Origin of the sequence: Kitasatospora sp. NPDC051702, assembly GCF_040681575.1 — a bacterium.
Taxonomy (GTDB): Bacteria; Actinomycetota; Actinomycetes; order Streptomycetales; family Streptomycetaceae; genus Kitasatospora.
Genome location: NZ_JBFAZB010000031.1, coordinates 31,264 through 57,811, shown reverse-complemented (window position 1 = coordinate 57,811; position 26,548 = coordinate 31,264). Strand labels below are relative to the sequence as shown.

The 26,548-nt window shown below is 71.8% G+C and carries 24 protein-coding genes; 7 read left to right on the top strand and 17 right to left on the bottom strand.

The annotated features are described in order from the left end of the window. Window positions 1-27: 27 nt before the first annotated feature. The 4 genes from tal (at window position 28) to pgl (ending at window position 4,802) form a co-directional block, all read left to right on the top strand. A complete protein-coding gene (tal, locus tag AB0N04_RS24415; RefSeq protein ID WP_360216050.1) occupies window positions 28-1,170 on the top strand; it encodes a transaldolase in 1,143 nt (380 codons plus the stop codon). Window positions 1,171-1,234: 64 nt separating this feature from the next. Next, window positions 1,235-2,791: a glucose-6-phosphate dehydrogenase gene (zwf, locus tag AB0N04_RS24410; protein ID WP_360216071.1), complete on the top strand. Its 1,557-nt coding sequence runs from the start codon at window positions 1,235-1,237 to the stop codon at window positions 2,789-2,791. Next, on the top strand, window positions 2,788-4,017 hold the full coding sequence (gene opcA, locus AB0N04_RS24405) for a glucose-6-phosphate dehydrogenase assembly protein OpcA (RefSeq protein ID WP_360216047.1): 1,230 nt from the start codon (window positions 2,788-2,790) through the stop codon (window positions 4,015-4,017). The genes zwf and opcA overlap by 4 nt, the downstream gene beginning before the upstream one ends. Next, a complete protein-coding gene (pgl, locus tag AB0N04_RS24400) occupies window positions 4,014-4,802 on the top strand; it encodes a 6-phosphogluconolactonase (protein WP_360216044.1) in 789 nt (262 codons plus the stop codon). Before opcA ends, pgl begins: the two co-directional genes overlap by 4 nt. A gap of 116 nt (window positions 4,803-4,918) precedes the next feature. On the opposite strand, the gene AB0N04_RS24395 is transcribed toward pgl, so the two are convergent. The 11 genes from AB0N04_RS24395 to uvrA all read right to left on the bottom strand — a co-directional run bounded on the left by AB0N04_RS24395 (window position 4,919) and on the right by uvrA (window position 17,926). Continuing rightward, on the bottom strand, window positions 4,919-5,254 hold the full coding sequence (locus tag AB0N04_RS24395; protein ID WP_035841977.1) for an RNA polymerase-binding protein RbpA: 336 nt from the start codon (window positions 5,252-5,254) through the stop codon (window positions 4,919-4,921). A gap of 158 nt (window positions 5,255-5,412) precedes the next feature. Beyond that, on the bottom strand, window positions 5,413-5,649 hold the full coding sequence (gene secG, locus AB0N04_RS24390) for a preprotein translocase subunit SecG (protein ID WP_360216041.1): 237 nt from the start codon (window positions 5,647-5,649) through the stop codon (window positions 5,413-5,415). Window positions 5,650-5,736: 87 nt separating this feature from the next. Continuing rightward, window positions 5,737-6,522, bottom strand: coding sequence for a triose-phosphate isomerase (gene tpiA, locus AB0N04_RS24385; protein ID WP_360216038.1), 786 nt, complete (start codon window positions 6,520-6,522; stop codon window positions 5,737-5,739). Window positions 6,523-6,526: 4 nt separating this feature from the next. After that, window positions 6,527-7,729 (bottom strand): phosphoglycerate kinase, encoded by a 1,203-nt coding sequence (locus AB0N04_RS24380; protein ID WP_360216035.1) that lies wholly within the window; start codon window positions 7,727-7,729, stop codon window positions 6,527-6,529. A gap of 151 nt (window positions 7,730-7,880) precedes the next feature. Continuing rightward, window positions 7,881-8,885 (bottom strand): type I glyceraldehyde-3-phosphate dehydrogenase, encoded by a 1,005-nt coding sequence (gene gap / locus AB0N04_RS24375; RefSeq protein ID WP_360216032.1) that lies wholly within the window; start codon window positions 8,883-8,885, stop codon window positions 7,881-7,883. Window positions 8,886-9,186: 301 nt separating this feature from the next. After that, window positions 9,187-10,167, bottom strand: coding sequence for a DNA-binding protein WhiA (gene whiA / locus AB0N04_RS24370; protein WP_218199523.1), 981 nt, complete (start codon window positions 10,165-10,167; stop codon window positions 9,187-9,189). Beyond that, window positions 10,158-11,129: a uridine diphosphate-N-acetylglucosamine-binding protein YvcK gene (gene yvcK, locus AB0N04_RS24365; RefSeq protein ID WP_360216068.1), complete on the bottom strand. Its 972-nt coding sequence runs from the start codon at window positions 11,127-11,129 to the stop codon at window positions 10,158-10,160. Before yvcK ends, whiA begins: the two co-directional genes overlap by 10 nt. A gap of 190 nt (window positions 11,130-11,319) precedes the next feature. Then, a complete protein-coding gene (rapZ, locus tag AB0N04_RS24360; RefSeq protein ID WP_270143324.1) occupies window positions 11,320-12,204 on the bottom strand; it encodes an RNase adapter RapZ in 885 nt (294 codons plus the stop codon). Between the two features lie 118 nt (window positions 12,205-12,322). Next, the gene (gene uvrC, locus AB0N04_RS24355; RefSeq protein ID WP_360216029.1) at window positions 12,323-14,380 is read right to left on the bottom strand and encodes an excinuclease ABC subunit UvrC; all 2,058 of its coding nucleotides are present in this window, start codon (window positions 14,378-14,380) and stop codon (window positions 12,323-12,325) included. A 63-nt stretch (window positions 14,381-14,443) separates the two neighbouring features. Further along, window positions 14,444-14,884, bottom strand: a complete 441-nt coding sequence (locus AB0N04_RS24350) for a Rieske (2Fe-2S) protein (protein ID WP_360216026.1) — start codon at window positions 14,882-14,884, stop codon at window positions 14,444-14,446. A gap of 129 nt (window positions 14,885-15,013) precedes the next feature. Beyond that, window positions 15,014-17,926: an excinuclease ABC subunit UvrA gene (gene uvrA / locus AB0N04_RS24345; protein WP_360216023.1), complete on the bottom strand. Its 2,913-nt coding sequence runs from the start codon at window positions 17,924-17,926 to the stop codon at window positions 15,014-15,016. Window positions 17,927-18,194: 268 nt separating this feature from the next. Here uvrA and AB0N04_RS24340 point away from each other — a divergent pair, with 268 nt between their 5' ends. Together AB0N04_RS24340 and AB0N04_RS24335 are read left to right on the top strand one after the other, a co-directional pair. Next, complete coding sequence (locus AB0N04_RS24340) at window positions 18,195-18,929, top strand: maleylpyruvate isomerase family mycothiol-dependent enzyme (RefSeq protein WP_360216020.1); 735 nt, start codon at window positions 18,195-18,197, stop codon at window positions 18,927-18,929. Between the two features lie 54 nt (window positions 18,930-18,983). Then, on the top strand, window positions 18,984-19,637 hold the full coding sequence (locus tag AB0N04_RS24335) for an MBL fold metallo-hydrolase (RefSeq protein ID WP_360216017.1): 654 nt from the start codon (window positions 18,984-18,986) through the stop codon (window positions 19,635-19,637). Between the two features lie 65 nt (window positions 19,638-19,702). Here the strand turns inward: AB0N04_RS24335 and AB0N04_RS24330 are convergent, their stop codons facing one another. From AB0N04_RS24330 to zapE, 6 genes are all read right to left on the bottom strand, one after another. Further along, on the bottom strand, window positions 19,703-20,686 hold the full coding sequence (locus AB0N04_RS24330) for a TerC family protein (protein WP_360216014.1): 984 nt from the start codon (window positions 20,684-20,686) through the stop codon (window positions 19,703-19,705). Window positions 20,687-20,891: 205 nt separating this feature from the next. Then, entirely contained in the window at window positions 20,892-21,470 is a 579-nt protein-coding gene (locus AB0N04_RS24325; protein WP_360216011.1) for a TerD family protein, read from the bottom strand. Between the two features lie 248 nt (window positions 21,471-21,718). Further along, window positions 21,719-23,812, bottom strand: coding sequence for an excinuclease ABC subunit UvrB (uvrB, locus tag AB0N04_RS24320; protein WP_360216008.1), 2,094 nt, complete (start codon window positions 23,810-23,812; stop codon window positions 21,719-21,721). Window positions 23,813-23,857: 45 nt separating this feature from the next. Continuing rightward, entirely contained in the window at window positions 23,858-24,166 is a 309-nt protein-coding gene (locus tag AB0N04_RS24315; protein WP_360216005.1) for a helix-turn-helix transcriptional regulator, read from the bottom strand. Then, a complete protein-coding gene (locus tag AB0N04_RS24310) occupies window positions 24,163-24,543 on the bottom strand; it encodes a type II toxin-antitoxin system RelE/ParE family toxin (RefSeq protein ID WP_360216002.1) in 381 nt (126 codons plus the stop codon). The genes AB0N04_RS24315 and AB0N04_RS24310 overlap by 4 nt, the downstream gene beginning before the upstream one ends. A 48-nt stretch (window positions 24,544-24,591) precedes the next feature. Further along, window positions 24,592-25,644: a cell division protein ZapE gene (zapE, locus tag AB0N04_RS24305; RefSeq protein ID WP_360216065.1), complete on the bottom strand. Its 1,053-nt coding sequence runs from the start codon at window positions 25,642-25,644 to the stop codon at window positions 24,592-24,594. A gap of 102 nt (window positions 25,645-25,746) precedes the next feature. On the opposite strand from zapE, the gene AB0N04_RS24300 reads away from it, so the two are divergent. Continuing rightward, on the top strand, window positions 25,747-26,538 hold the full coding sequence (locus tag AB0N04_RS24300) for a pyrimidine reductase family protein (RefSeq protein WP_360215999.1): 792 nt from the start codon (window positions 25,747-25,749) through the stop codon (window positions 26,536-26,538). Window positions 26,539-26,548: the final 10 nt, after the last annotated feature.

Below are 26,548 nucleotides of genomic sequence, written 5' to 3'. Positions count from 1 at the left end.
GCAGAAGAAGACGAAGGACTGAGCACCATGACTGACGCACTGAAGCGCCTCAGCGACGAAGGCGTGGCGATCTGGCTGGACGACCTCAGCCGCAAGCGGCTGAACTCCGGCAACCTGGCCGAGCTGGTGCAGAACAAGCACGTGGTGGGTGTCACCACCAACCCGACCATCTTCCAGAAGGCGATCGGCGGCAGCGGCGACGACTCGTACGACGGCCAGCTGCGCGACCTCGCCGTCCGCAAGGTCACCACCGACGAGGCGATCCGCATGATCACCACCTCGGACGTGCGCGACGCCGCCGACGTGCTGCGCCCGGTCTACGACGCCTCCAACGGCCGCGACGGCCGGGTGTCCATCGAGGTCGACCCGCGGCTGGCCCACGAGACCGCGGCCACCGTGGCCGAGGCCAAGCAGCTGTGGTGGCTGGTGGACCGCCCGAACGTGTTCATCAAGATCCCCGCCACCAAGGCCGGTCTGCCCGCGATCGCCGAGGTGATCGGCAAGGGCATCAGCGTCAACGTCACGCTGATCTTCTCGCTGGAGCGCTACAAGGCCGTCATCGACGCCTACCTGACCGGCCTGGAGGCCGCCAAGGCCAAGGGCCTGGACCTCTCCCAGATCGAGTCGGTCGCCTCCTTCTTCGTGTCCCGCGTGGACACCGAGATCGACAAGCGCCTGGACAAGATCGGCGGCGACGCCCGGGACCTGCGCTCCAAGGCCGCCCTGGCCAACGCCCGCCTCGCCTACCAGGCGTACGAGGAGGTCTTCGGCTCGGTCGACGGCAAGACCGCCGGCAGCGCCCGCTGGAAGGCCCTGGAGGCCGCCGGCGCCAAGGCCCAGCGCCCGCTGTGGGCCTCCACCGGCGTCAAGGACCCGGCGCTGCCGGACACCCTGTACGTCACCGAGCTGGTCGCCCCCGGCACCGTCAACACGATGCCCGAGGCCACCCTGGACGCCACCGCGGACCACGGCGTGGTCACCGGCGGCACCATCGTCCCCAACTACGCCGACGCCAAGGCCGTCATGGACGCCATCGCCGCCGCCGGCGTGGACTACGACGACGTGGTCCAGGTGCTGGAGGACGAGGGCGTGGAGAAGTTCGAGCAGTCCTGGAACGAGCTGCTCGACACCGTCACCGCCTCGCTCGCCTCCTTCGCCGACGAGAAGTGACCTTTCGCTCACACAGCCAGCGCACGAAAGCGGAGCCCATCAAGTGAGCACTGATTTCCCCGAGTTGACGTCGGAGTCGGACGCGGACGATCTCCCGCCGGCGCCCGTCAACCCGCTTCGTGACCCGGCAGACCGACGGCTCCCGCGCATCGCGGGGCCGTCGGGCCTGGTCATCTTCGGAGTCACCGGCGACCTCTCCCGCAAGAAGCTCATGCCGGCCATCTACGACCTGGCCAACCGCGGCCTGCTGCCGCCGGGCTTCTCGCTCGTCGGCTTCGCCCGCCGCGAGTGGGAGGACGAGGACTTCGCCAAGGAGGTCCACGACGCGGTCCGGGACCACGCCCGCACCCCGTTCCGGGAGGAGGTCTGGCAGCAGCTCGCCAAGGGCATGCGCTTCGTCCAGGGCACCTTCGACGACGACGACGCCTTCGACAAGCTCCGCGCCACCATCGAGGAGCTGGACAAGGCCCAGGGCACCGGCGGCAACTTCGCCTTCTACCTGTCCGTCCCGCCGAAGTTCTTCCCGACCGTCGTCCAGCAGCTGAAGAAGCACGGTCTGGCCGACCCCCCGCAGGGCTCCTGGCGGCGCGCCGTCATCGAGAAGCCCTTCGGTCACGACCTGGAGAGCGCCCAGGAGCTCAACAAGGTCGTCCACGAGGTCTTCCCCCGGGACGAGGTCTTCCGGATCGACCACTACCTGGGCAAGGAGACGGTCCAGAACATCCTGGCGCTGCGCTTCGCCAACCAGATGTTCGAGCCGATCTGGAACCGGTCCTACGTCGACCACGTGCAGATCACCATGGCCGAGGACATCGGCATCGGCGGCCGGGCCGGCTACTACGACGGCATCGGCTCCGCCCGCGACGTCATCCAGAACCACCTGCTGCAGCTGATGGCGCTCACCGCCATCGAGGAGCCGGCGTCCTTCCACCCGAAGGCGCTGGTGGCGGAGAAGCTCAAGGTGCTCAGCGCCGTCAAGCTCCCCGCCGACCTCGGCCGGCACACCGTGCGCGGCCAGTACGCGTCCGGCTGGCAGGGCGGCGAGGAGGTGGTCGGCTACCTGGACGAGGACGGCATCAACCCGGACTCCAAGACCGACACCTATGCGGCCATCAAGCTGGAGATCAACAACCGCCGCTGGGCGGGCGTCCCGTTCTACCTGCGCACCGGCAAGCGGCTGGGCCGCCGGGTCACCGAGATCGCGGTGGTCTTCCAGCGCGCCCCGTACCTGCCGTTCGACTCCTACGCGACCGAGGAGCTGGGGCAGAACGCCCTGGTCATCCGGGTCCAGCCGGACGAGGGCGTGACGGTGCGGTTCGGCTCCAAGGTGCCGGGCACCTCCTTCGAGGTCCGGGACGTCACGATGGACTTCGCCTACGGCGAGTCCTTCACCGAGTCCAGCCCGGAGGCGTACGAGCGGCTCATCCTCGACGTGCTGCTCGGCGACGCCAACCTGTTCCCGCGCCACCAGGAGGTCGAGCTCTCCTGGCAGATCCTCGACCCGATCGAGAGGTACTGGGACACCCACGGCAAGCCCGCCCAGTACGCGGCGGGGACCTGGGGCCCCGTCGAGGCGGACGAGATGCTCGCACGAGACGGCAGGAGCTGGCGCCGGCCATGAAGATCGACCTCACCAACACGACGTCGAGCAAGATCAACGCCGCGCTGATGGAGGCGCGCCGGGCCAGTGGCTCCACCGCCGCCGGCATGGTGCTCACCCTGGTGATCGTGACCGACGAGGGCAGCGCCTACGACGCCCTCAAGGCCGCCAACGACGCCTCCCGCGAGCACCCCTCGCGCACCCTCGCGGTGATCAAGCGCGCCGGTCGCTCGCCGCGGGCCCGCGCCGAGACCCGGCTGGACGCCGAGATCCTGGTCGGCTCCGACGCCGGCTCCGGAGAAACGGTCATCCTGCGCATGCACGGCGAACTCGCCGCGCACGCCCAGTCGGTGGTCCTGCCGCTGCTGCTGCCGGACGCCCCGGTCGTGGTCTGGTGGCCGGACAACGCGCCGCTGCACCCCGCGCAGGACCCGCTCGGCTCGATCGCCCAGCGCCGGATCACCGACGCGGTCACCGCCGAGTCCCCGGTCGGCCAGCTCGCCCAGCGGGCCCAGAGCTACACCCCGGGCGACACCGACCTGGCCTGGACCCGGATCACCGGCTGGCGCTCCATGCTGGCCGCCGCGCTGGACCAGCGCCCGTCCCAGCTCACCTCCGCGGTGGTCGAGGGCGAGTCCTACAACCCCAGCGTCGAGCTGCTCGGCCTCTGGCTGCACAACCGGCTGCACGTGCCGGTCGAGCGGGTCGTCACCGGCGGCCCGGGCATCACCGCGGTGCACCTGCGCACCAAGGACGGCGACATCACCCTGGACCGCCCGGACGGCCTGATGGGCACGCTCTCCATGCCCGGCTCCCCGGACCGCCAGGTGGCGCTCAAGCGCCGCGAGACCGCGGAGCTGATCGCCGAGGAGCTGCGCCGGCTCGACCCGGACGACATCTACGCGACGGCCGTGCGCACGCCCGTCGACCGGCTGCGCGAGCCGGACGGCGCGGAGACCGCGGCGGCCGAGCGGGCCGCCCGGGCCCAGGTCGCGGACGCCGTGGTGGCCGAACCGGCCCGGGTGACGGTCAAGGTCCCCACCGAGGCCCTCGCCGAGGCCGCGGGCGAGGCCGCGACCGCGCACAAGGAGCCGAAGGCCGCCGGGACGTCCACGGCGGGCAAGGCCGTACCGGGCAAGGCCGGCGCCGGCAAGGCCGTGACGGGCAAGGCGGCGACCGGCAAGGCCGCGGCGAAGAAGGCCCCGGCCAAGAAGCCCGCCAAGCGCGCCCCCAAGGGGAGCGCATGACCAACGCCACCCCGCAGCTGGTCGTCCACCGGGACAAGGAGCTGATGGCCCAGGCGGCCGCGGCCCGCCTGATCACCCGGATCGTGGACGCCCAGGCCGCCCGCGGCAGCGCCTCGGTGGTGCTCACCGGCGGCCGCAACGGGAACGCCCTGCTGGCCGCGATCGCCGCCTCCCCGGCGCGCGACGCGGTCGACTGGGCGCGGCTGGACCTCTGGTGGGGCGACGAGCGGTTCGTCCCCGCCGCGGACCCGGACCGCAACGCCGTCCAGGCGCGGGCCGAGCTGCTGGACGCCGTCCCGCTCGACCCGGCGCGGGTGCACGAGATGCCCGCCTCGGACGGCGTGGACGGCTCGGACGTGGAGACCGCCGCGGCCCGCTACGCGGAGGAGCTGGCGAAGGCGGCCGGCCCGGGCGACCGGCTCCGCGTCCCGGCCTTCGACGTGCTGCTGCTCGGCGTCGGCCCGGACACCCACGTCGCCTCGCTCTTCCCCGGTCACCCGGGCGTGCGGGAGACGGAGCTGACCGTGGTCGGCGTGCGCGGGGCCCCCAAGCCCCCGCCCACCCGGGTCTCGCTCACCCTGCCGGCGATCCGGGCCGCCCGCGAGGTCTGGCTGCTGGCGGCCGGCGAGGACAAGGCGGGCGCGGTCGCGCTGGCCCTGTCCGGCCCCGGCGAGCTGCAGGCCCCGGCCTCCGGCGCCTACGGCCGCAGCCGCACCCTGTGGCTGCTGGACCGCGCCGCGGCGGAGCGGATCCCGCCCCAGCTGTACCCGCCGGCCTCCGCCTAGGCCCTGTCCGGCGGACGGGGGCCGGCAGCGGCCGCCGACGCGAAAGGGGCGCCACCGTCGATGACGGTGGCGCCCCTTCTCAGCACTCGGCCCGCGGCCCGCGGGTCGGTCCGACCTCAGATCTCGCCGCGCAGCTTGGCCAGCGCCTCGGCGAGGATCGCCTCGCCGTCGGCGTCGGTGCGCCGCTCGCGGACGTACGCGAGGTGGGTCTTGTAGGGCTCGTTGCGCGAGGGCGCGGGCGGGTTGTGCTCGTCCTGCCCGGCCGGGAAACCGCAGCGCGGGCAGTCCCAGGTGTCCGGGATGACGGCCTCGGCGGCGAAGCTCGGACGGGTCTCGTGCTTGTTAGCGCACCAGAAGGAGATCCGGTTGCGGGGGGCGGACTCGCCGCGCTCCGCCTCGCCCATCGGGCCGGCTCCGACCCTGCTGCCACGGATGGCGTTGCCACTTGCCACGGTCTGACTCCCTGCGTGCTGGTGCGCCGACCCGCCGCGGTGCGCGTCGGTGGCGAAAGTCGTCCTAGTGTAAGCAGGAGTTAAGCGTCCACCGCCATCGCCTCCGCCCCCCGACCGTCCCAGGATAGGCGCTCGGGCGACGGGGCGTCAGGGTTACGTCAGCTCTTGTACTTCAGCACCAGGCTCAGCACGATGATGCTGGCGAACCAGCCGACACCGACCACGATCGTGATGCGGTCCAGGTTGCGCTCCGCCACCGCCGAACCACCACCGGTGGACATGGCGCCGCCACCGAACATGTCCGACAGGCCGCCGCCCTTCCCCTTGTGCAGCAGCACCAGCAGGATCATCAGCAGACTGAAGATGATCAGGGCAATCGAGAACCCGAGAACCACGACGGGACCAACTCTCTCGTATCTTCGGCGAAGGGGCCGGGCCGCGTACGGCGGTCCGGCCCCAAAGCCTACGTTGCTGCAGCGGCGTTAGCCTACTGCCTGCTCACGGTAGCGCACGATCTTGACGAACTCGTCGGCGTCCAGGGAGGCGCCGCCGATCAGGCCGCCGTCGACGTCGGGCTTGGCCATCAGGCCGGCCGCGCTCGACGACTTCACCGAACCGCCGTACAGCACGCGGACCTTGCCGGCCAGCTCGGCGTCGTACAGCTCGGCCAGGCGCTGCCGGATGGCGGCGCAGACCTCCTGCGCGTCCTCCGGGGTGGCCACCTCGCCGGTGCCGATCGCCCAGACCGGCTCGTAGGCGACCACGACGGACTCGGCCTGGTGGGCCGGGACGTCGGCCAGGCCGCCGTCCAGCTGGGCCAGGGTGTACTCGACGTGGGTACCGGCCTTGCGGACGTCCAGCGGCTCGCCGATGCACAGGATCGGGGTGACCCCGGCCCGGTAGGCGGCCTTGACCTTGGCGTTGACGATCTCCTCGTCCTCGCCGTGGTACTGGCGGCGCTCCGAGTGGCCGATCACCGCGTAGGTGCACTTGAGCTTGGCCAGCATCGGGCCGGAGACCTCGCCGGTGTAGGCACCGGAGTCGTGCTGCGAGATGTCCTGCGAGCCGTACTTGATCTTCAGCTTGTCGCCGTCGACCAGGGTCTGCACCGACCGCAGGTCGGTGAACGGGACCAGGACCGCGACCTCGACGGCCTCGTAGTCCTTGTCGGCCAGCGCGAACGCCAGCTTCTGGGTGTGCTGGATGGCCTCGAGGTGGTTGAGGTTCATCTTCCAGTTGCCCGCCATCAGCGGGAGACGCTCAGTCATTGCTTCAGCCTTCCAGGGCGGCGAGACCGGGGAGGGTCTTGCCCTCCAGGTACTCGAGGCTCGCGCCACCGCCGGTCGAGATGTGTCCGAATGCGTTCTCGTCGAAGCCCAGGATGCGGACGGCCGCGGCGGAGTCGCCGCCGCCGACCACGGTGAACGCGTCGCTGTCCAGCAGGGCCTGCGCGACGGCCTTGGTGCCGTTCGCGTAGTCGGGGTGCTCGAAGACGCCCATCGGGCCGTTCCAGAACACCGTGCCGGCGTCGGCCAGCTTGGCCGCGTACAGCTCGCGGGTCGCCGGGCCGATGTCCAGGCCCTCCTGGTCGGCCGGGATGGCGTCCGAGGCGACGACGGTGGGGTTGGCCGGGGCCTTGGTCTTGAGGTCGGGGAACTCGGCGGAGACCAGGACGTCCACCGGCAGGACGAACTCGACGCCCCGCTTCTCCGCCTCGGCCAGGTACTCCAGGACGGTCGGGATCTGGTCCTTCTGCAGCAGGGAGATGCCGACCTCGTGGCCCTTGGCCGCGAGGAAGGTGTACGCCATGCCGCCGCCGATGAGGATCCGGTCGGCCTTCTTCAGCAGGTTGTCGATCACGCCGAGCTTGTCCGACACCTTGGCGCCGCCGAGTACGACCACGTACGGGCGGGCGACCTCGTCGGTGAGCTTCTTCAGCACGCCGACCTCGGTGGCGATCAGGTCGCCGGCGGCGTGCGGCAGCAGCGCCGGCAGGTCGAACACCGAGGCGTGCTTGCGGTGCACGGCGCCGAAGCCGTCGCCGACGTACAGGTCGGCCAGGGCGGCGAGCTGCTCGGCGAAGGCGCCGCGCTCGGCGTCGTCCTTGCTGGTCTCGCCGGCGTTGAAGCGCAGGTTCTCCAGCAGCACGACCCCGCCGTCGGCCAGCGCGGCCACGGCGGCGCTGGCGCTCTCGCCCACGGTGTCGGTGGCGAAGGCGACGTCCTTGCCGAGGATCTCGCCGAGGCGCACGGCCGCCGGCGCGAGCGAGTACTGCGGGTCCGGCTCACCCTTGGGGCGGCCGAGGTGGGAGGCGACGACGACCTTGGCACCGCGCTCGACGAGCTTGGCGATGGTCGGGGCGACCGCACGGATCCGACCGTCGTCGGTGATCGTGCTGCCGTCCAGCGGGACGTTCAGGTCGGCGCGGACGAACACGCGCTTGCCGGCGACGTCGAGGTCTTCGATGGTCTTCACGGGTTCTTCGGTCTCCTGGGGACATGGTTGGTGCGCAGAGGCGGCACGGCGCAGGGGCCGCCTGAGAAGTCCTTGTACGCATGACCAGGGCCCGGTCGGCATGGTGCGCCGCCCGGGCCCTGGCCCTCACCTCACGTCAGCTCCCACTGCGTCAGAGCTGCCCGCCGACGAGGGCGGTCAGGTTGACGAGGCGGTTCGAGTAGCCCCACTCGTTGTCGTACCAGCCGAGCACCTTGACCTGGTTGCCCTGGACCATGGTGAGCTGGGAGTCGAAGATGCAGGAGGCCGGGTCGTTGACGATGTCCGACGAGACGATCGGGTCCTCGGTGTAGGTCAGGATGCCCTTGAGCGGACCCTCCGCGGCCTTCTGGAAGGCGGCGTTGACCTCGTCCTTGGTGACCTCGCGCTCGAGGGTGACGACCAGGTCCGTGATGGAGCCGGTCGGGACCGGGACGCGCAGCGAGGTGCCGTCCAGCTTGCCCTTCAGCTCCGGCAGGACCAGGGCGGTCGCCTTGGCGGCGCCGGTCGAGGTCGGGATGATGTTCTGCGACGCGGCGCGGGCGCGGCGCAGGTCCTTGTGCGGGAAGTCCAGGGTGACCTGGTCGTTGGTGAACGCGTGCACCGTGGTCATCAGACCCTTGACGATGCCGAAGCTCTCGTTCAGCACCTTCGCCATCGGCGCCACGCAGTTGGTGGTGCAGGAGGCGTTGGAGATGATGTCGTGGTTGGCGGCGTCGTACTTGTCGTCGTTGACGCCCATCACGATGGTGACGTCCTCGTCGGTGGCGGGCGCCGAGATGATGACCTTCTTGGCACCGGCGGCGAGGTGCTTCTTCGCAGCCTCGGCCTTGGTGAAGATGCCGGTGGACTCGACGACGATGTCGGCGCCCAGGGCGGCCCACGGCAGGTTGGCCGGGTCACGCTCGGCGGACACCTTGAAGGTGTGGCCGTCGACGGTGATGCTGTCCTCGGTGTGCGAGACCTGGCCGGGGAAGGTGCCCAGCGTGGTGTCGTACTTGAGCAGGTGAGCCAGGGTCTTCGTGTCAGTCAGGTCGTTGACACCGACGATCTCGATGTCCGCGCCCTGGGCCTTGACCGCGCGGAAGAAGTTGCGGCCGATGCGGCCGAATCCGTTGATGCCTACCCGGATCGTCACGAACCGATCTCCTCGTTAGGTACGCCGGAGCTAAGCCGACGGGGGTGAGATTTGGGAAGTCCCCGACCGCCTATGACCCTACCCCTCCCGGGCCTTTCCGGGCACATCGCGCCACGTGCCAAGACGGGGCGTGGCGCGGCGTAAACCCGATTTCAGGCCGACCGTCCTTGCCCGCCCGGGCAGTTGGTCCCGGGCCAGTGGTCTCGACCAATTTCGGGTCCCGGAGACGAGGACGGCCGGTGCCCGCAATCCGGACACCGGCCGCAAATCGCTCACCACGAGCGGTCACTGTGCGTGATCGTCAGTTGAGCGCCATCTCGTCGGTCAGATTGGCCTCGGTGCTCGGCAGCCCGAGCTCGGAGGCGCGCTTGTCGGCCATCGCCAGCAGGCGGCGGATCCGGCCGGCCACCGCGTCCTTGGTCAGCGGCGGGTCCGCCAGCGCGCCCAGCTCCTCCAGCGAGGCCTGCTTGTGCTGCATCCGCAGCTGACCCGCCGCGGCCAGGTGCTCGGGCACCTCGTCGCCGAGGATCTCCAGGGCCCGGGCGACCCGGGCACCGGCCGCCACGGCCGCGCGGGCCGAGCGGCGCAGGTTGGCGTCGTCGAAGTTGGCCAGCCGGTTGGCGGTGGCCCGGACCTCGCGCCGCATCCGGCGCTCCTCCCAGGCCAGCACCGACTCGTGCGCGCCGAGCCGGGTCAGCAGCGCGCCGATCGCGTCACCGTCGCGGATCACCACCCGGTCCACGCCGCGCACCTCGCGGGCCTTGGCCGGGATCCCGAGCCGGCGGGCCGCGCCGACCAGGGCGAGGGCCGCCTCGGAGCCGGGGCAGGTGATCTCCAGCGAGGAGGAGCGGCCGGGCTCGGTGAGCGAGCCGTGCGCCAGGAAGGCCCCGCGCCAGGCCGCCTCGGCGTCGCAGGTGGCGCCGGAGACGACCGCCGGGGGCAGCCCGCGGATCGGTCGGCCGCGACCGTCCACGAGACCGGTCTGGCGGGCGAGCAGCTCGCCGTCCTTGACCACCCGCACGACGAAGCGGCTGCCGCGCCGCAGCCCGCCGGGGGCCATCACCACGAGGTCGGAGGAGTGACCGAAGATCTCCAGCAGGTCCTTGCGCAGCCGTCGCGCGGCCGCGCCGGTGTCCAGCTCCGCCTCGATCACGATGCGGCCGCTCACGATGTGCAGCCCGCCCGCGAACCGCAGGATCGCCGACACCTCCGCCTTGCGGCAGCAGGCCCTGGTGACCGGGAGCCGGCTGATCTCGTCCTTCACCGCTGGAGTCATCGCCATGGCCCGATCCTTCCATGTGTCCGGAAAATCCGGTCGTACGCGGCTGCCAACAGCTCCGGGTCGTGTCGCGGGGTGCCGTCGGTGCGGGCCACCCGGCCGAGCACCAGAGCGGCCCCCATCCGTTCGGCGGCCTTCTCCAGACCGGCCAGGTCCGCCTGGCCGAAGGCGCCGCCGGTGACGGCGCGCTCGTCCACCAGGATCGCATCCACGGCGAGCTCCGGAGCGTGGTCCGCGATCACCTCCAGGTGGCGCTGCGGGGTAAAGCCCTCGGTCTCGCCCGGCTGCGGGGCCAGGTTCAGGGTGAGCAGGCGCCGGGCGCGGGTCTCGGTGAGGGCCTTGGCCAGCTCGGGCACCAGCAGGTGCGGCAGCACGCTGGTGAACCAGGAGCCGGGCCCGAGCACCACCCAGTCCGCCTCGCGGACCGCGGTGACCGCCTCCGGGACGGCCGGGGGCTCGTCCGGGAGCAGCCTGATCGACTGCACGGTGCCCGGCGTGACCGCGACGCTGGCCTGCCCGCGGACGGCCGACACCTCGCCAGGCCGCTCCGGGTCGTGCCCGCGCACGGAGGCCTCGATGTCCAGCGGCACCGCCGACATCGGCAGCACCCGGCCCTGGACGTTCAGCAGCCGGCCGACCCACTCCAGGGCGGCCACCGGGTCGCCCAGCTTCTCCCAGAGCGCGACGATCAGCAGGTTGCCGACCGCGTGACCGCCCAGGTCGCCGCTGCCGGTGAAGCGCTGCTGGATCACCTCGGACCAGGTGCGGCCCCAGTCGTCGTCCCCGCACAGCGCGGCCAGCGCCTTGCGCAGGTCCCCGGGGGGCAGCACGCCCAGCTCGGCGCGGAGCCGGCCGCTGGAGCCGCCGTCGTCGGCGACGGTGACCACCGCGGTCAGGTCGCTGGTGAGGCGGCGCAGCGCGGAGAGCGAGGCGGACAGCCCCTGGCCGCCGCCGAGCGCGGTGATCCTGGGGGCCGGGTTGGCCCGGGCGGGGCTGCTGCGCGGCCGGCTCGGGGCCGACGGCCGGGGCGGGCCACCCGCCCGGTCGGCACTCCTGTTCTGCGGCTGCCGCCCGGGCACGTATCCCGCCACACTCACCTCGCGTTCCTCGTCGCCGCCACCGGTCCTCGCCGGCGGCCCGGCAGGGAGGCGGCGGTTACTCCCGTCCCATGTCACGGTGGACGAGCACCGTTTCCACTCCGTCCGCGATGAGACGCTTGGTCAGGCGCTCGGACATCGCGACGCTGCGGTGCTTGCCACCGGTGCAGCCTACGGCAAGCGTCATGTAGCGCTTCCCCTCGCGCCGGTACCCCTCGGTGACGATGCGCAGCAGCTCGGCGTAGCCGTTGAGGAACTCGTTGGCCCCGGGCTGCTGGAACACGTAGTCGGCGACGTCCGCGTCGGTGCCGGTGCGGGCCCGCAGCTCGGGCACCCAGTGCGGGTTGGGCAGGAAGCGGCAGTCCACCACGAGGTCGGCGTCGACGGGCAGCCCGTACTTGAAGCCGAAGGACATCACGGTGGCGCGCAGCTCGGGCTCGTCGTGGTCGGCGAACTGGGCGTCGAGCTTGGCCCGCAGCTGGTGCACGTTGAGGTTGGAGGTGTCGATCACTAGGTCGGCCTCGCCGCGCAGGTCCCGCAGGAGGTCGCGCTCCTGGGCGATGCCGTCGACGATCCGGCCGTCGGCCTGGAGCGGGTGCGGGCGGCGCACGCTCTCGAAGCGGCGCACCAGCGCCTCGTCGGAGGAGTCCAGGAAGACCACCCGGAGGCGGACGCCGCGCTTCTCCAGCTCGTCGAGCGAGGTGAGCAGGTCGTCGAAGAACTGGCGGCCGCGGACGTCCACGACCACGCCGATCCGGGCGACGTTCCCCTGCGAGCGCGCGCCCAGGTCGACCATCGTCGGGATCAGGGCCGGCGGCAGGTTGTCCACCACGAACCAGCCCAGGTCCTCCAGGCACTTCGCTGCGGTGGAGCGGCCGGCTCCGGACATGCCGGAGATGATCACCAGCTCCGGCGCGTTCTCGGCCACGTCTGACACGGTCACTTCGGTTCCCCGCTCTCGGTCTTTCTGCTGGGGAGAACGCGCGGGGCGCGGCCGACCTTCCCCGGCCCGGACGGGCGGGCGGGGGCCGGGCGCGCCGGCTGACGGGCGGCGTCGGCCGTCATGGCGTCTCCTGGGATGGTGCGGTCTGGGGTGCTGCGGCCGCCGGCTCGGCGGCGTGGTCGGCCCCGTCCTCGATGATCTCGCCGGTCGCGGTGTTAACCGCGGGTGCGGCGGGTGTACGGGACGACAACGCCGCCGCAACAGTCTCCGCCGTGCGGCGTCCGATGCCGGGTACGGCGCAGAGTTCGTCGACGGTGGCGGCCCGGAGCCTCTTCAGCGAGCCGAAGTGCTTGAGCAGCGCCTGGCGGCGAGTCTCGCCGAGGCCCGGGACGGAGTCCAGTTCCCCGGCGGTGAGTCGCTTGGAACGCTTGCTGCGCTGGTAGCCGATCGCGAAGCGGTGGGCCTCGTCGCGGACCCGCTGGAGCAGGTAGAGGCCCTCGCTGGAGCGCGGCAGGACGACCGGGTCGTCCTCGCCGGGCAGCCACACCTCCTCCAGCCGCTTGGCGAGGCCGCACAGCGCGACGTCGTCGATGCCGAGTTCGTCCAGGGCCCGCCGGGCGGCGGCGACCTGCGGCTGGCCGCCGTCGACGACCAGCAGCTGCGGCGGGTAGGCGAAGCGCCTGGGGCGGCCGTCCTCGGTGCGGTGGTCGTCCCCGGCGGCGCCCGGGTCGTCCTCCTCGGGAACGGCCCACTCGCCGGTCTGCTCGCGCTCCTGGAGGTAGCGGCGGAAGCGGCGGCTGATCACCTCGTGCATCGAGCGGACGTCGTCCTGGCCCTCGAAGCCCTTGATCTGGAAGCGCCGGTACTCGCTCTTGCGGGCCAGGCCGTCCTCGAAGACGACCATCGAGGCGACCACGTCCTCGCCCTGGAGGTGCGAGATGTCGAAGCACTCGATGCGCAGCGGCACCGAGTCCAGTTCCAGGGCGTCGGCGATCTCCTGCAGGGCGCGGCTGCGGGTGGTGAGGTCGGAGGCGCGCTTGGTCTTGTGCAGGGCCAGCGCCTGCTGGGCGTTGCGCTGCACCGTCGCCATCAGGTCCCGCTTGTCGCCGCGCTGCGGGATCCGCAGGTCGACCTGGCTGCCGCGCAGGCCGCTCAGCCACTCCCGGACCGGCGCGGCCGGCTCGGGCAGCGCGGGCACCAGCACCTCGCGCGGGACGGACTCGTTGCGCTCGTCCTGGCCGGCCCCGCCGTAGAGCTGCTGGAGGGCGTGCTCGACCAGGGCGGCGGTGTCGACGTCCTCGACCTTGTCGGTGACCCAGCCGCGCTGGCCGCGCACCCGGCCGCCGCGGACGTGGAAGATCTGGACGGCGGCCTCCAGTTCGTCCTCGGCCAGGGCCAGCAGGTCGGCGTCGGTGGCGTCGGCGAGCACGATGGCGTTCTTCTCCATCGCGCGCTTGAGGGCGCCGATGTCGTCGCGCAGCCGGGCCGCCCGCTCGTACTCCATCTCCTCGGCGGCCTCGCGCATCTGGTCTTCCAGCCGGCGCAGGTAGTTGCCGGTGCGCCCGGCCATGAAGTCGCAGAAGTCCTCGGCGAGCGCCCGGTGTTCGTCCGCCGAGACCTTGCCGACGCAGGGTGCGGCGCACTTGCCGATGTAGCCGAGCAGGCAGGGCCGGCCGACCTGGCGGGCGCGCTTGAACACGCCGTTGGAGCAGGTGCGGACGGGGAAGACGCGCAGCAGCAGGTCGACCGTCTCGCGGATCGCCCAGGCGTGCCCGTACGGGCCGAAGTAGCGCACGCCCTTCTTGTGCGCCCCGCGCATCACCTGGACCCGCGGGTACTCCTCGTTCAGGGTGACCGCGAGCTCCGGATAGCTCTTGTCGTCGCGGTACTTGACGTTGAACCGCGGGTCGAACTCCTTGATCCAGGAGTACTCCAGCTGGAGCGCCTCGACCTCGGTGTCGACCACCGTCCACTCCACCGAGGCCGCGGTGGTGACCATGGTCGCGGTCCGCGGGTGCAGGCCGGCCAGGTCCTGGAAGTAGGACGACAGGCGCGGCCGCAGGCTCTTGGCCTTGCCGACGTAGATGACCCGCCCGTGGGCGTCGCGGAACTTGTAGACGCCCGGTGAGGTGGGGATCGCGCCCGGAGCCGGGCGGTAGGTGCTCGGGTCAGCCATGGGTCCACCGTACCGAGTGGGGCCGGTGCTGCGGAGGGGTGATCGACGGGGAGGTCAACTGCGTCAGCTCGGGGTCACCTTGAGGTTCCCGCCCTCGACCGTGACGGCGTAGGCGGGCAGCGGGGTGGGGGCCGGGCCGTCCAGCACGGCGCCGTCGGTGACGGAGAACCGGCTGCCGTGGCAGGGGCAGTCGATCTGCTGGTCCTTCACCTGGTCGACGATGCAGCCGGCGTGGGTGCACTTGGCGCTGAAGGCCTTGTACTGCCCTTCGGTCGGCTGGGTGACGACGATCTTCTGCTCGCGGAAGACCTTTCCGCCGCCCACCGGCACCGCCGAGGCCGCGCCGAGGTCCACCGGGCCCTTGGCGCTGCCGCCGCCGGAGGAGGAGGACGACGAACCGCAGCCGGTGACCGCCACGGCGCCGCCGGTCGCCAGCACGGCCGCGGCCCCGCAGAGCAGGGTGCGGCGGGAGGCGGTGGGGCTGGTCTCGGGGGCCTCGGACATCGGTGTGCTCCTACGGTTGCTGCTGCTGCGAGGGACCACGGAATTCTATGCCGCACGCGCCCGGCCGCTCCCGCCGCTCCCGCCCTCCGGGGGCGACGGGAACGGCCGGGCGCGGCCGGGCGGGCGGGCCTACTTCTTCGCCGCGGCGGCGCGCTTGCGCGGCGCCCGCTTGGCCGGGGCGGCGACCGGGGCGTCCGCGAAGTCCCCCGGCAGGATGTCCCGAAGGAACTTGCCGGTGTGGCTCTCGGGGACGGCCGCGATCTGCTCCGGGGTGCCCTCGGCGACGACCGTGCCGCCGCCGGAGCCGCCCTCGGGGCCCATGTCGACGACCCAGTCGGCGGTCTTGATGACGTCGAGGTTGTGCTCGATGACGATCACCGTGTTGCCCTTCTCCACCAGGCCGCTGAGCACCTTGATCAGCTTGCTGATGTCCTCGAAGTGCAGACCGGTGGTCGGCTCGTCCAGCACGTAGACCGTCCGCCCGGTGGAGCGCTTCTGCAGCTCGGAGGCGAGCTTGACGCGCTGCGCCTCGCCGCCGGACAGCGTCGGCGCGGACTGGCCGAGCCGGACGTAGCCGAGGCCGACGTCGTTGAGCGTCCGCAGGTGCCGGGCGATCGCCGGGACTGCCTCGAAGAAGGCCAGCGCCTCCTCGATCGGCATGTCCAGCACCTCGGCGATCGACTTGCCCTTGTAGTGGACCTCCAGCGTCTCCCGGTTGTACCGGGCGCCGTGGCAGACCTCGCACGGCACGTAGACGTCGGGCAGGAAGTTCATCTCGATCTTGATGGTGCCGTCGCCCGAGCAGTTCTCGCAGCGGCCGCCCTTGACGTTGAAGGAGAACCGGCCCGGCAGGTAGCCGCGGACCTTGGCCTCCTGCGTCTCCGCGAAGAGCCGGCGGACGTGGTCGAACACGCCGGTGTACGTCGCCGGGTTGGAGCGCGGGGTGCGCCCGATCGGTGACTGGTCGACGTGCACCACCTTGTCCACCTGGTCGGTGCCGGTGATCCGGGTGTGCCGGCCGGGCACGCTGCGGGCGCCGTTCAGCTCCCGGGCGAGGTGGGTGTAGAGGATGTCGTTGACCAGCGTCGACTTGCCGGAGCCGGAGACGCCGGTGATCGCGGTGAAGGTGCCCAGCGGGAAGCCGACCGTGACGTCCTTGAGGTTGTGCTCGCGGGCGCCGTGGACGGTCAGCTGGCGCTTCCTGTCCCGCTCGCGGCGACTTGCCGGGATCGGGATGGACCGCTTGCCGGACAGGTACTGGCCGGTCAGCGACTCCTTGTTGCCGAGCAGCTGCTTCAGCGAGCCGGAGTGCACCACCCGGCCGCCGTGCTCGCCGGCGCCCGGGCCGATGTCGACCACCCAGTCCGCGGTCTTGATGGTGTCCTCGTCGTGCTCGACCACGATCAGCGTGTTGCCGATGTCGCGCAGCCGCACCAGCGTCTCGATCAGCCGGTGGTTGTCCCGCTGGTGCAGGCCGATGGACGGCTCGTCCAGCACGTACAGCACGCCGACCAGGCCGGAGCCGATCTGGGTGGCCAGCCGGATGCGCTGGGCCTCGCCGCCGGACAGCGTGCCGGCCGCCCGGTTCAGCGAGAGGTAGTCCAGGCCGACGTCGACCAGGAAGCGCAGCCGCTCGTTGACCTCCTTGAGGACGCGCTCGGCGATCTGCTTGTCCCGGTCGTTGAGCTTCATCGCGCCCAGGAACTCGGCGCAGTCGCTGATCGACATCGCCGAGACGTCGGCGATCGACTTCTCCTCGACCGTCACCGCCAGCACCACCGGCTTGAGCCGGGTGCCCTGGCACGTCGGGCAGGGCACCTCGCGCATGTAGCCCTCGAAGCGCTCGCGGCTGCTGTCGCTCTCCGCCTCGGTGTGCCGGCGCTGGATGAACGGCACGGCGCCCTCGAAGCCCGTGCTGTACGAGCGCTCGCGGCCGAATCGGTTGCGGTAGCGGACCTGCACCTCGTGCTTGTGCCCGTACAGCAGCGCCTTCTTCGCCCGGGCCGGCAGACCGGCCCAGGGGATGTCGGTGCGGAAGCCCAGCTCCCCGGCGAGCGCGTCGATCAGGCGCTGGAAGTACTCCTTGGCGTGCCCGGCCGACCACGGGTGGATGGCGCCCTCGTCCAGCGAGCGCTCGGCGTCGGGCACCACCAGCTCCGGGTCCACCTCCATCCGGTTGCCCAGGCCCGAGCAGTCCGGGCAGGCGCCGAACGGCGAGTTGAAGGAGAACGAGCGCGGCTCCAGCTCCTCGAACGACACGTCGTCGTACGGGCAGTAGAGGTGCTCGGAGTACATCCGCTCGCGCTCCGGGTCGTCCTCGGGGAGGTCGACGAAGTCGAGCACGACCATGCCGCCGGACAGCCGCAGGGCCGTCTCCACCGAGTCGGTGAGCCGCCGCTTGGCGCTCTCCTTGACCGTCAGGCGGTCGATCACCACCTCGACGGTGTGCTTCTCCTGCTTCTTGAGCTTCGGCGGCTCGGCGAGCTGGATCGTGGCGCCGTCCACCCGGGCGCGCGAGTAGCCCTTGGACTGGAGGTCGGCGAAGAGGTCGACGAACTCGCCCTTGCGCTCGCGCACCACCGGGCTGAGCACCTGGAAGCGGGTGCCCTCGGCGAGCTCCAGCACCTTGTCGACGATCGCCTGCGGCGACTGCTTGGCGATCGGGCGGCCGCAGTGCGGGCAGTGCGGCTTGCCGATCCGGGCGAACAGCAGGCGCAGGTAGTCGTAGACCTCGGTGATCGTGCCGACGGTCGAACGGGGGTTGCGGTTGGTGGACTTCTGGTCGATCGAGACGGCCGGGGAGAGGCCCTCGATGAAGTCCACGTCGGGCTTGTCCATCTGCCCGAGGAACTGGCGGGCGTAGGAGGACAGGGACTCCACGTAGCGGCGCTGGCCCTCGGCGAAGATCGTGTCGAAGGCGAGCGAGGACTTGCCGGAACCGGAGAGGCCCGTGAAGACGATGAGGGAGTCGCGGGGCAGGTCGAGCGAGACGTTCTTGAGGTTGTGCTCGCGAGCACCGCGGACGATGAGGCGGTCGGCCACTGCTTCTGGCGCCTTTCTCCGGACGAGAGGGCTTGCGGTGTGAGAGGTGTGCTTCTTCCAGGATGCGGCAGCCAGCCTATAGCTCAGACGTTCGAATATCGACTTTGTCCAGCGGAGTCCACCCGAACGAGTGAGAGCGTCCGCCGCGCCGTCCGCACACGGACCGAAAACACCCCTGCTCAGGGCGCGCGTTCGGCGGTAGCGTCGGCTGGTCAACGAGCGAGGCCCCCCGTGGGCAACGCGCCGTCGCCCACGGAAGGCCGATCCGATGACCGACCCGCAGTCCGCCGCCGCCACCGCCGCCCGGCACCTGGCCCTGGTCGAGGAGAGCACCGAGCACCTGCTGGACACCGCCGCCGCCCTGGCGCCCGGGGCCCTCGCCGAGCCCTCGGCGCTGCCCGGCTGGAGCCGCGGCCACGTGCTGGCCCACCTCGCCCGCAACGCCGACTCCCTGGTCAACCTGCTGACCGGCGCCCGCACCCGCACCGACATCCCGCAGTACTCCAGCGAGCAGGCCCGCGACCAGGGCATCGAGGAGGGCGCCGGCCGCCCGCTGGACGTCCAGCTCGCCGACCTGCGGGACTCCCACCTGCGCTTCGCCGAGGCCGCCGGGCAGATGACCGCCGAGGACTGGGCGACCGAGGTGCGCCACCGCTCCGGCGCCGTCTTCCCGGCCTGCGACCTCGTCTGGAAGCGCCTCGCCGAGGTCGAGTACCACCTGGTCGACCTCGACGCCGGCCGCACCCCCGCGCACTGGCCGGAGGAGTTCGCGGCGGTCGAGTTCCGCAGGCTCGCGAGCAGGCTGGCCGGCGCCGACCTGCCCGCCGTCGCCCTGGTCGTCGACGGCACCGGGGAGCGGGCCACGATCGGCACCGGAGGGCCCGCGCCCACCGTCGGGGGCCCCGTCCGGGCCCTGACCGCCTGGCTCTCCGGCCGCTCCGACGGCGACGGCCTGCGGCACGCGCCCGACGCGCCCCTCCCCCAGCTTCCCCCCATGGGCTGACGGCGCGAGGATGACCCTGAACCCTGTAGCTGGCCCCGGACGAGGAGCGGACGGATGACGTACCACGGAGCGGTCAAGGTCGGCGGACCGCCGGACGTGCGCGAGCTGGCCCACCTGATCATCACCAAGGTGGCCGTCGGCCCGTACGACAACAACGCCTACCTGCTGCGCTGCCGGGCCACCGACGAGCAGCTGCTGATCGACGCGGCCGCCGACGCCCCGGTGCTGCTGGAGACCGTCGGGGACCAGTTGGCCACCGTGGTCACCACCCACCGGCACCACGACCACTGGGGCGCGCTCGCCGAGGTGGTCGCCACCACCGGCGCCCGCACCGCGGCCGGGGAGCACGACGCCGAGGGCGTCGACGTGCCCACCGAGCTGCTGCTCGCCGACGGCGACGTGCTGCGCGTCGGCCAGGTCGGGCTGACCGTCCGGCACCTGGTCGGGCACACCCCGGGCGCGATCGTGCTGGTCTACGACGACCCGCAGGGCCACCCGCACGTGTTCACCGGCGACTGCCTCTTCCCCGGCGGCGTGGGCAACACCTGGGGCGACCCGGAGGCCTTCCGGACCCTCTTCCGCGACGTCAACGAGAAGATCTTCGACGCCCTCCCCGACGAGGCCTGGGTGTACCCCGGCCACGGCAACGACACCACCCTCGGCGCCGAGCGCCCCCACCTCGCGGAGTGGCGCGAGCGCGGCTGGTGAGCCGCGGACGGCCGGAGCCCCCGCGACCGGTGCGGTCGCGGGGGCTCCGGGCGTGCGGGGCGCGGTCAGGCGTCGAGCTTCTCGGCCTCCGCCCGCTCGGCGCGCTCGGCCTTCTTCGAGGCGCGCAGGCTGGTCACCGTGGTGACGGCCAGGACGACCACGATGAAGCCGAGCGAGAACGGGATGCCGATCTCCGGGACGTTCGCGCCGGCCTCGTGGGCGGCGTGCAGGACCAGCTTCACGCCGATGAAGCCGAGGATCACCGACAGGCCGTACGACAGGTGGACCAGCTTCTTCAGCAGGCCGCCGATCAGGAAGTACAGCTGGCGCAGACCCATCAGGGCGAAGGCGTTGGCGGTGAAGACGATGTACGGGTCCTGGGTGAGGCCGAAGATCGCCGGGATGGAGTCCAGCGCGAACAGCACGTCCGTCGTGCCGATCGCCAGCATGACGATCAGCATCGGGGTCATCAGCCGGCGGCCGTTCTCCCGGATGAAGAGCTTGGTGCCGTGGTACGTGTCGGTGGACGGGAAGCGCCGCTCGATCGACTTGAGCAGGCGGTTCTCCTCGAACTCCTCGTCCTCCTCGTCGGCCCGGGCCTCCTTGATCAGCTTCCACGCCGTCCAGATCAGGAAGCCGCCGAAGATGAAGAACACCCAGGAGAACTGGGTCACCAGCGCCGCGCCGCCGGCGATGAACACCGCCCGCAGCACCAGCGCGATGATCACGCCGAACATCAGCACGCGCTGCTGGTAGATCCGCGGCACCGCGAACTTGCCCATGATCAGGATGAAGACGAAGAGGTTGTCGACACTGAGCGACTTCTCGGTGATGTACCCGGCGAAGAACTCACCGGCCGGCTGGCCGCCGGAGTGCCACCAGAGGAAACCACCGAAGATCAGCGCCAGCACGACCCAGACGACCGTCCAGGTGCCGGCCTCCTTGAGGGAGACCTCGTGCGGCTTGCGACCCCCGATGAAGAAGTCCGCCACGATCAGTGCGATCAGCACACCGATCGTGGTGGCCCACATGGTCATGGAAACGTCCACTACTGCTCCTCCGGCAGGTAGGCGAGACAGTCATCGTCACTGCCGGAGGTCTCTTCCGCCCGTCGGGCCGCCGCCCCGGGGTGCCAAGACGGGCACCCGTGATGACGGGGTCGGCTGTCGAGGAATACTCCCCTCCGCTGCCATCGAGAGTAACAGGGCGGCCAAGGGAAGGTAAAGAAGGTAAAGAACCGTCAGGGCGGAGCCGTCAGAGGTAGGGCTCGATCGCCGGCAGCAGGTCCTGGAAGGTCCGGCCCTTCGCCGGCGCCCCGATCGCCTGCATCTCCCAGCCGCCCGCGCCGTCCCGGAACACCTTCGCCATCACCTGGCCGGTGTGCGGCCCCCCGCCGGCCAGCTCGTACCGGGCCAGTTCCTCACCGGTGGTCTCGTCCACCAGCCGGCAGTGCGCCTGGCGCACCTCCGCGAAGGTCTGCCCGGTGTAGGAGCTCACCGTGAACACCACCTGGGTGATGTGCGGCGGCACGTGCATCAGGTCCACCAGGATCGCCTCGTCGTCCTCCGCACCCGAGCCGCCCTCCAGGTTGTCCCCGGTGTGCCGGACCGAGCCGTCCGTGCTCTCCAGGTGCTGGAAGAACACCACGTCGGACGGCGTGTGCTCGGCGTACAGCAGCGCCGAGGCGTCCAGGTCGATGGTCCTCGTCCGGCTGCCGAACAGGCCCCGCTTGGGCGCCGCCTGCCAGCCGAGCCCCATCCGGACCACGGTCAGCGTGCCGCCCTGGCCCTTCTGCAGACTGACCCGCTGGCCCTTGGCAAGGTTCACGGACACGGCGTCGTCCTCTCTGCCCGGCCGCGCGGTCGGTCCCCGCGCGGCACCACGGTGGAACACCCCGTGCCGTCCCCCGGCTGAGGCCCCCTCTTGTTGCCGCGCCCCCGTCCCGAGGGCGATGCCGCAGGCCAGCCTAGGGCCTGCGGCACCCCCGCCTCCCCCGCGTCCCCCGCTTTGTGGCGAGTCTGAGACACCGCGGGGCGACTGACCGCCGCGGGAACGGGGAAAGGCGCGCCCCGGTGGTGCGGCTACGCCACGCCCGCCTCCCGCATCTGGCGCAGCTCCTTCTTCAGCTCCTTGACCTCGTCCCTGAGCCGGGCCGCCACCTCGAACTGGAGGTCGGCCGCGGCCGCGTGCATGCGGTCCGTCATCGACTGGATCAGCTCCGCCAGCTCGGCCGCCGGCAGGCTCTCGCCCTTCCTGCGCTCCGCGCCCAGGGCCGGCACCGGCGCCTTGCCCTTGCCCGCCGCGCCGCGGTAGCCGGTCGAGAGCAGCTCGTCGGTGTCCACGTCCTCGCGGGCGAGGGTGTCCAGGATGTCGCCGATCTTCTTCCGCAGCGGCTGCGGGTCGATCCCGTGCTCCTTGTTGTAGGCCTGCTGCACCGCCCGGCGGCGGTTCGTCTCGTCGATCGCCTTCTCCATCGACGGGGTGATCCGGTCCGCGTACATGTGCACCTGGCCGGAGACGTTGCGGGCCGCGCGCCCGATCGTCTGGATCAGCGAGGTGCCGGAGCGCAGGAAGCCCTCCTTGTCCGCGTCCAGGATCGCCACCAGCGACACCTCGGGCAGGTCCAGGCCCTCGCGCAGCAGGTTGATGCCGACCAGCACGTCGTACCGGCCCGCCCGCAGCTCGCGCAGCAGCTCCACCCGGCGCAGGGTGTCCACGTCGCTGTGCAGGTACCGGACCCGGATGTCCAGGCCGAGCATGTAGTCCGTGAGGTCCTCGGCCATCTTCTTGGTCAGCGTGGTGACCAGGACGCGCTCGTCGCGCTCCACCCGCTTGCGGACCTCGTGCACCAGGTCGTCGATCTGGCCCTCGGTCGGCTTGACGATCACCTCGGGGTCGATCAGGCCGGTCGGGCGGATGATCTGCTCGACCTGGCCGTCGCCGCGGGACAGCTCGTACGGGCCCGGCGTCGCCGACAGGTACACCGTCTGGCCGATCCGCCCCAGGAACTCCTCCCACTTCAGCGGGCGGTTGTCCATCGCGGACGGCAGCCGGAAGCCGTGCTCCACCAGCGTGCGCTTGCGCGAGGCGTCGCCCTCGTACATCGCGCCGATCTGCGGCACGGTGACGTGCGACTCGTCGATGACCAGGAGGAAGTCCTCCGGGAAGTAGTCGAGCAGGGTGTTCGGCGGGGAGCCCGGCTCGCGGCCGTCGAAGTGCATCGAGTAGTTCTCGACGCCCGAGCAGGTGCCGATCTGGCGCAGCATCTCGATGTCGTAGGTGGTGCGCATCCGCAGCCGCTGGGCCTCCAGCAGCTTGCCCTGCTTCTCCAGCCTGGCGAGCGTCCCCTCCAGCTCCTGCTCGATGCCGGTGATCGCCCGCTCCATGCGCTCCGGGCCGGCCACGTAGTGCGAGGCGGGGAAGACGTAGACCGACTCGTCCTGGCTGATGATCTCGCCGGTGAGCGGGTGCAGGGTGTACAGCGCCTCGATCTCGTCGCCGAACATCTCGATCCGGACGGCCAGCTCCTCGTAGACCGGGAAGATCTCGATGGTGTCGCCGCGGACCCGGAAGGTGCCGCGGGAGAAGGCCACGTCGTTGCGGGCGTACTGGATGTCGACGAAGCGGCGCAGCAGGACGTCCCGGTCGATCTCCTGGCCGACCTTCAGCGGGACCATCCGGTCCACGTACTCCTGCGGGGTGCCGAGGCCGTAGATGCAGGACACCGACGCGACCACCACCACGTCCCGCCTGGTCAGCAGCGAGTTGGTGGCCGAGTGCCGCAGCCGCTCGACCTCCTCGTTGATCGAGGAGTCCTTCTCGATGTAGGTGTCCGTCTGGGGGACGTACGCCTCGGGCTGGTAGTAGTCGTAGTACGAGACGAAGTACTCGACGGCGTTGTTCGGCAGCAGCTCGCGGAACTCGTTCGCCAGCTGCGCGGCCAGCGTCTTGTTCGGCGCCATCACCAGGGTGGGCCGCTGCAGCCGCTCGATCATCCAGGCCGTGGTGGCCGACTTCCCGGTACCGGTGGCGCCGAGCAGGACGACGTCCTTCTCCCCGCCCTTGATCCGCCGCTCCAGCTCGGCGATCGCCGCCGGCTGGTCCCCGTTGGGCTGGAAGGGACTGACGACCTCGAAGGGCGCCACTGACCGCTCAATACTCGTGATGGGTCGCACGGGTCCACCGTACGACCCCCCACCGACAGTCGGGGGCCGGTCGGCTCAGGCCGCGTGCGCCTCGAACCTGATGGCGGGGTCCCGGGCAGGATCGATGCGGACCGCCGAGTCGAACGCCGCGGCGAGCCGCTCGATCAGCGGCAGGGTCGGGTCGACGCCGCTCTCCTCGATGCCCTCGACCGTCTCCTCGTCCAGTCCGGCCCGCTCGGCCAGCTCGGCCGGCGTCCACCCCAGGGCGGAGCGGCGGGCGTACACGGCCTCGGCGAGCGCCATCCGCCGCCCGGCCGCCCGGTACTCCTCGCTCTCGCGGTGCTCCGGCGGCACGACCCAACGGGTGTGGTAGCCGCTGCTCATCGCTCCTCCTCGTCCCTGTCGTAGACCCGGTGGTCGCCGGCGGGCGGGTGCTCCGCCTCGCACGCCTTCTGGGCGCGGCGGGCGCGCTCGACCTCGTCGGTCTCGCGGTCCCTAGTCTTGCGGAAGACCGTCAGCAGCACAGCCCTCCGGCCGGGTGCGAGCCAGTACGTGATGCGCATCGGCCCGATCCGCAGCTCCCGGAGCGGCCCGCCCAGGTGGCTGGCGAGCGGGAACGGCAGCAGCTCACCGTCCTCGGCCAGCCGGTCGGCTGCGCGTTCCGCCGCCCGGTACTCGGCGAGCGAGCAGGTCCGGAGCCACTCCCGGACCTCGGGCTCGATCTCGATCGCGTACGCCGCCCGGGCCCCGCCACCGGCCATCCGTCCCCCTCACCTCGGCGAAGGGGTAACGAGCGGCCCGGGCGGGGGTTACGGTCGGCCCTTGGCGCTGTCGCGGGCGAGGGCGACGAGGCGGGAGACGGCGCGGAGGTACTTCTTGCGGTAGCCGCCGCGGAGCATGTCCTCGGGGAAGACCCGGTCGAAGGGGAGGCCGGAGGCGGTGATGGGGAGTTCGCGGTCGTACATGCGGTCGGCGAGGACGACCAGGCGCAGGGCGGTGGACTGGTCGTCGACCTGGCGGACGCCGCGCAGGCAGACGGCGGTGACGTCGTCCAGGAGCGCGCCGTAGCGGCTGGGGTGGACGGCGGAGAGGTGGCCGAGGAGGGTGTCGAAGTCGTCCAGGGAGGCGCCCGGGGTGCGGGCGGCGACGGCGTCGACGGTCTCGTCCGGGTACGGCGGCGGGGCGTCCGGGAGGCCGCGGTGGCGGTAGTCCTGGCCGTCGATGCGCATCGGGCGGAAGTGCGCGGACAGGCCCTGGATCTCGCGCAGGAAGTCGGCGGCGGCGAAGCGGCCCTCGCCGAGCTTCTCCGGCAGGGTGTTCGAGGTGGCGCAGAGCTTGACGCCGTTGTCGACCAGGCGGCCGAGCAGGGTGGAGACCAGGACGGTGTCGCCCGGGTCGTCGAGCTCGAACTCGTCGATGCACAGCAGGGTGTGCCCGGAGAGGGTCTGGACGGCCTGCTGGAAGCCGAGCGCGCCGACCAGGTTGGTCAGCTCGACGAAGGTGCCGAAGGCCTTGGGGCCGGGGGCGCCGTGCCAGAGCGAGGCGAGCAGGTGGGTCTTGCCGACGCCGTAGCCGCCGTCGAGGTAGACGCCGGCCGGGCCGGTGGGCGCGGGGGCGGAGCGGCGGAACCAGCTGCGCTTGGGTGCGGAACCGTTTCCCCGGCCGAGGGTGGCGGCGAACTGCTCCAGGACCTGGACGGCCTCGTACTGGCTGGGCTGGGTCCGGTCCGGGATGTACGTCCCGAAGCTCACGTCGGAGAACCGGGGCGGAGGCACCATCTCGGCGACGAGCCGCTCGGCGGGCACGACGGGGCGGCGGTCGGCGAGCGCGATCGGGGAGCCTGCCGCACTCGCGGGGGCTATGGACTCGGTCGCGGTGGCGGGGCGGGGAGCTGCGGGCACGTTAGTAGAGGGTACGCCTGGTCCCGACCGCCTCCGAACGGCCCACGGTGGAACACTGGGGGCATGCATCAGTTGATCACCCCGCTGGACGGACCGGCCGTCGATCCGGCCTCGACCGAGGCGCTCTCCGCCGTCTACGCGTACCCCGACCAGGTGAATCACGGGCGCCCGTGGCTGCGCGCCAACATGGTGGCCGGCCTGGACGGCGGGGCGAAGCTGGCGGGCCTCTCCGAGGGCCTGTCCGGGGACGCCGACAAGCGGATCTTCGGGGTGCTGCGGGCGCTGGCGGACGTGGTGCTGGTGGGCGCCGAGACCGTCCGGGCGGAGGGCTACGGGCCGGCCAGGGTCGGGGCCGGCTTCGCGGCCGCGCGGGCGGCGGCCGGGCAGGCGCCGGTTCCGGCGATCGCGGTGGTGAGCCGTTCGCTGGCCCTGGACCTCGCCTCCCCGCTGTTCACCGGGCCGCTGGTCAGGACGGTGGTGGTCACCACCGCGGACTCCCCCGCCGAGCGCCGCCGGGCGGTCGCGGAGGTGGCCGACCTGGTGGTCGCCGGGGAGGGCTCGGTGGACCCGCGGGCGGCCGTGGCGGCGCTGGCGGAGCGGGGCTGGACGCGCCTGCTGACCGAGGGCGGCCCGCGGCTGCTGGGGCAGCTGGCGGCGGCCGACCTGCTGGACGAGCTGTGCCTGTCGGTGGCCCCGCTGCTCACCGGCGGGGACGCGCCGCGCATCATCCACGATGCGGAAATGCCTGACGTGCGGCGGATGCGGCTGGTCTCATTGATCGAGCAGAAAGGATTCCTCTTCACCCGCTACCTGCGTCGCCCGGGTCCGGACGATCCCGTGACCCACCGGTCGTGATGCCGTTATG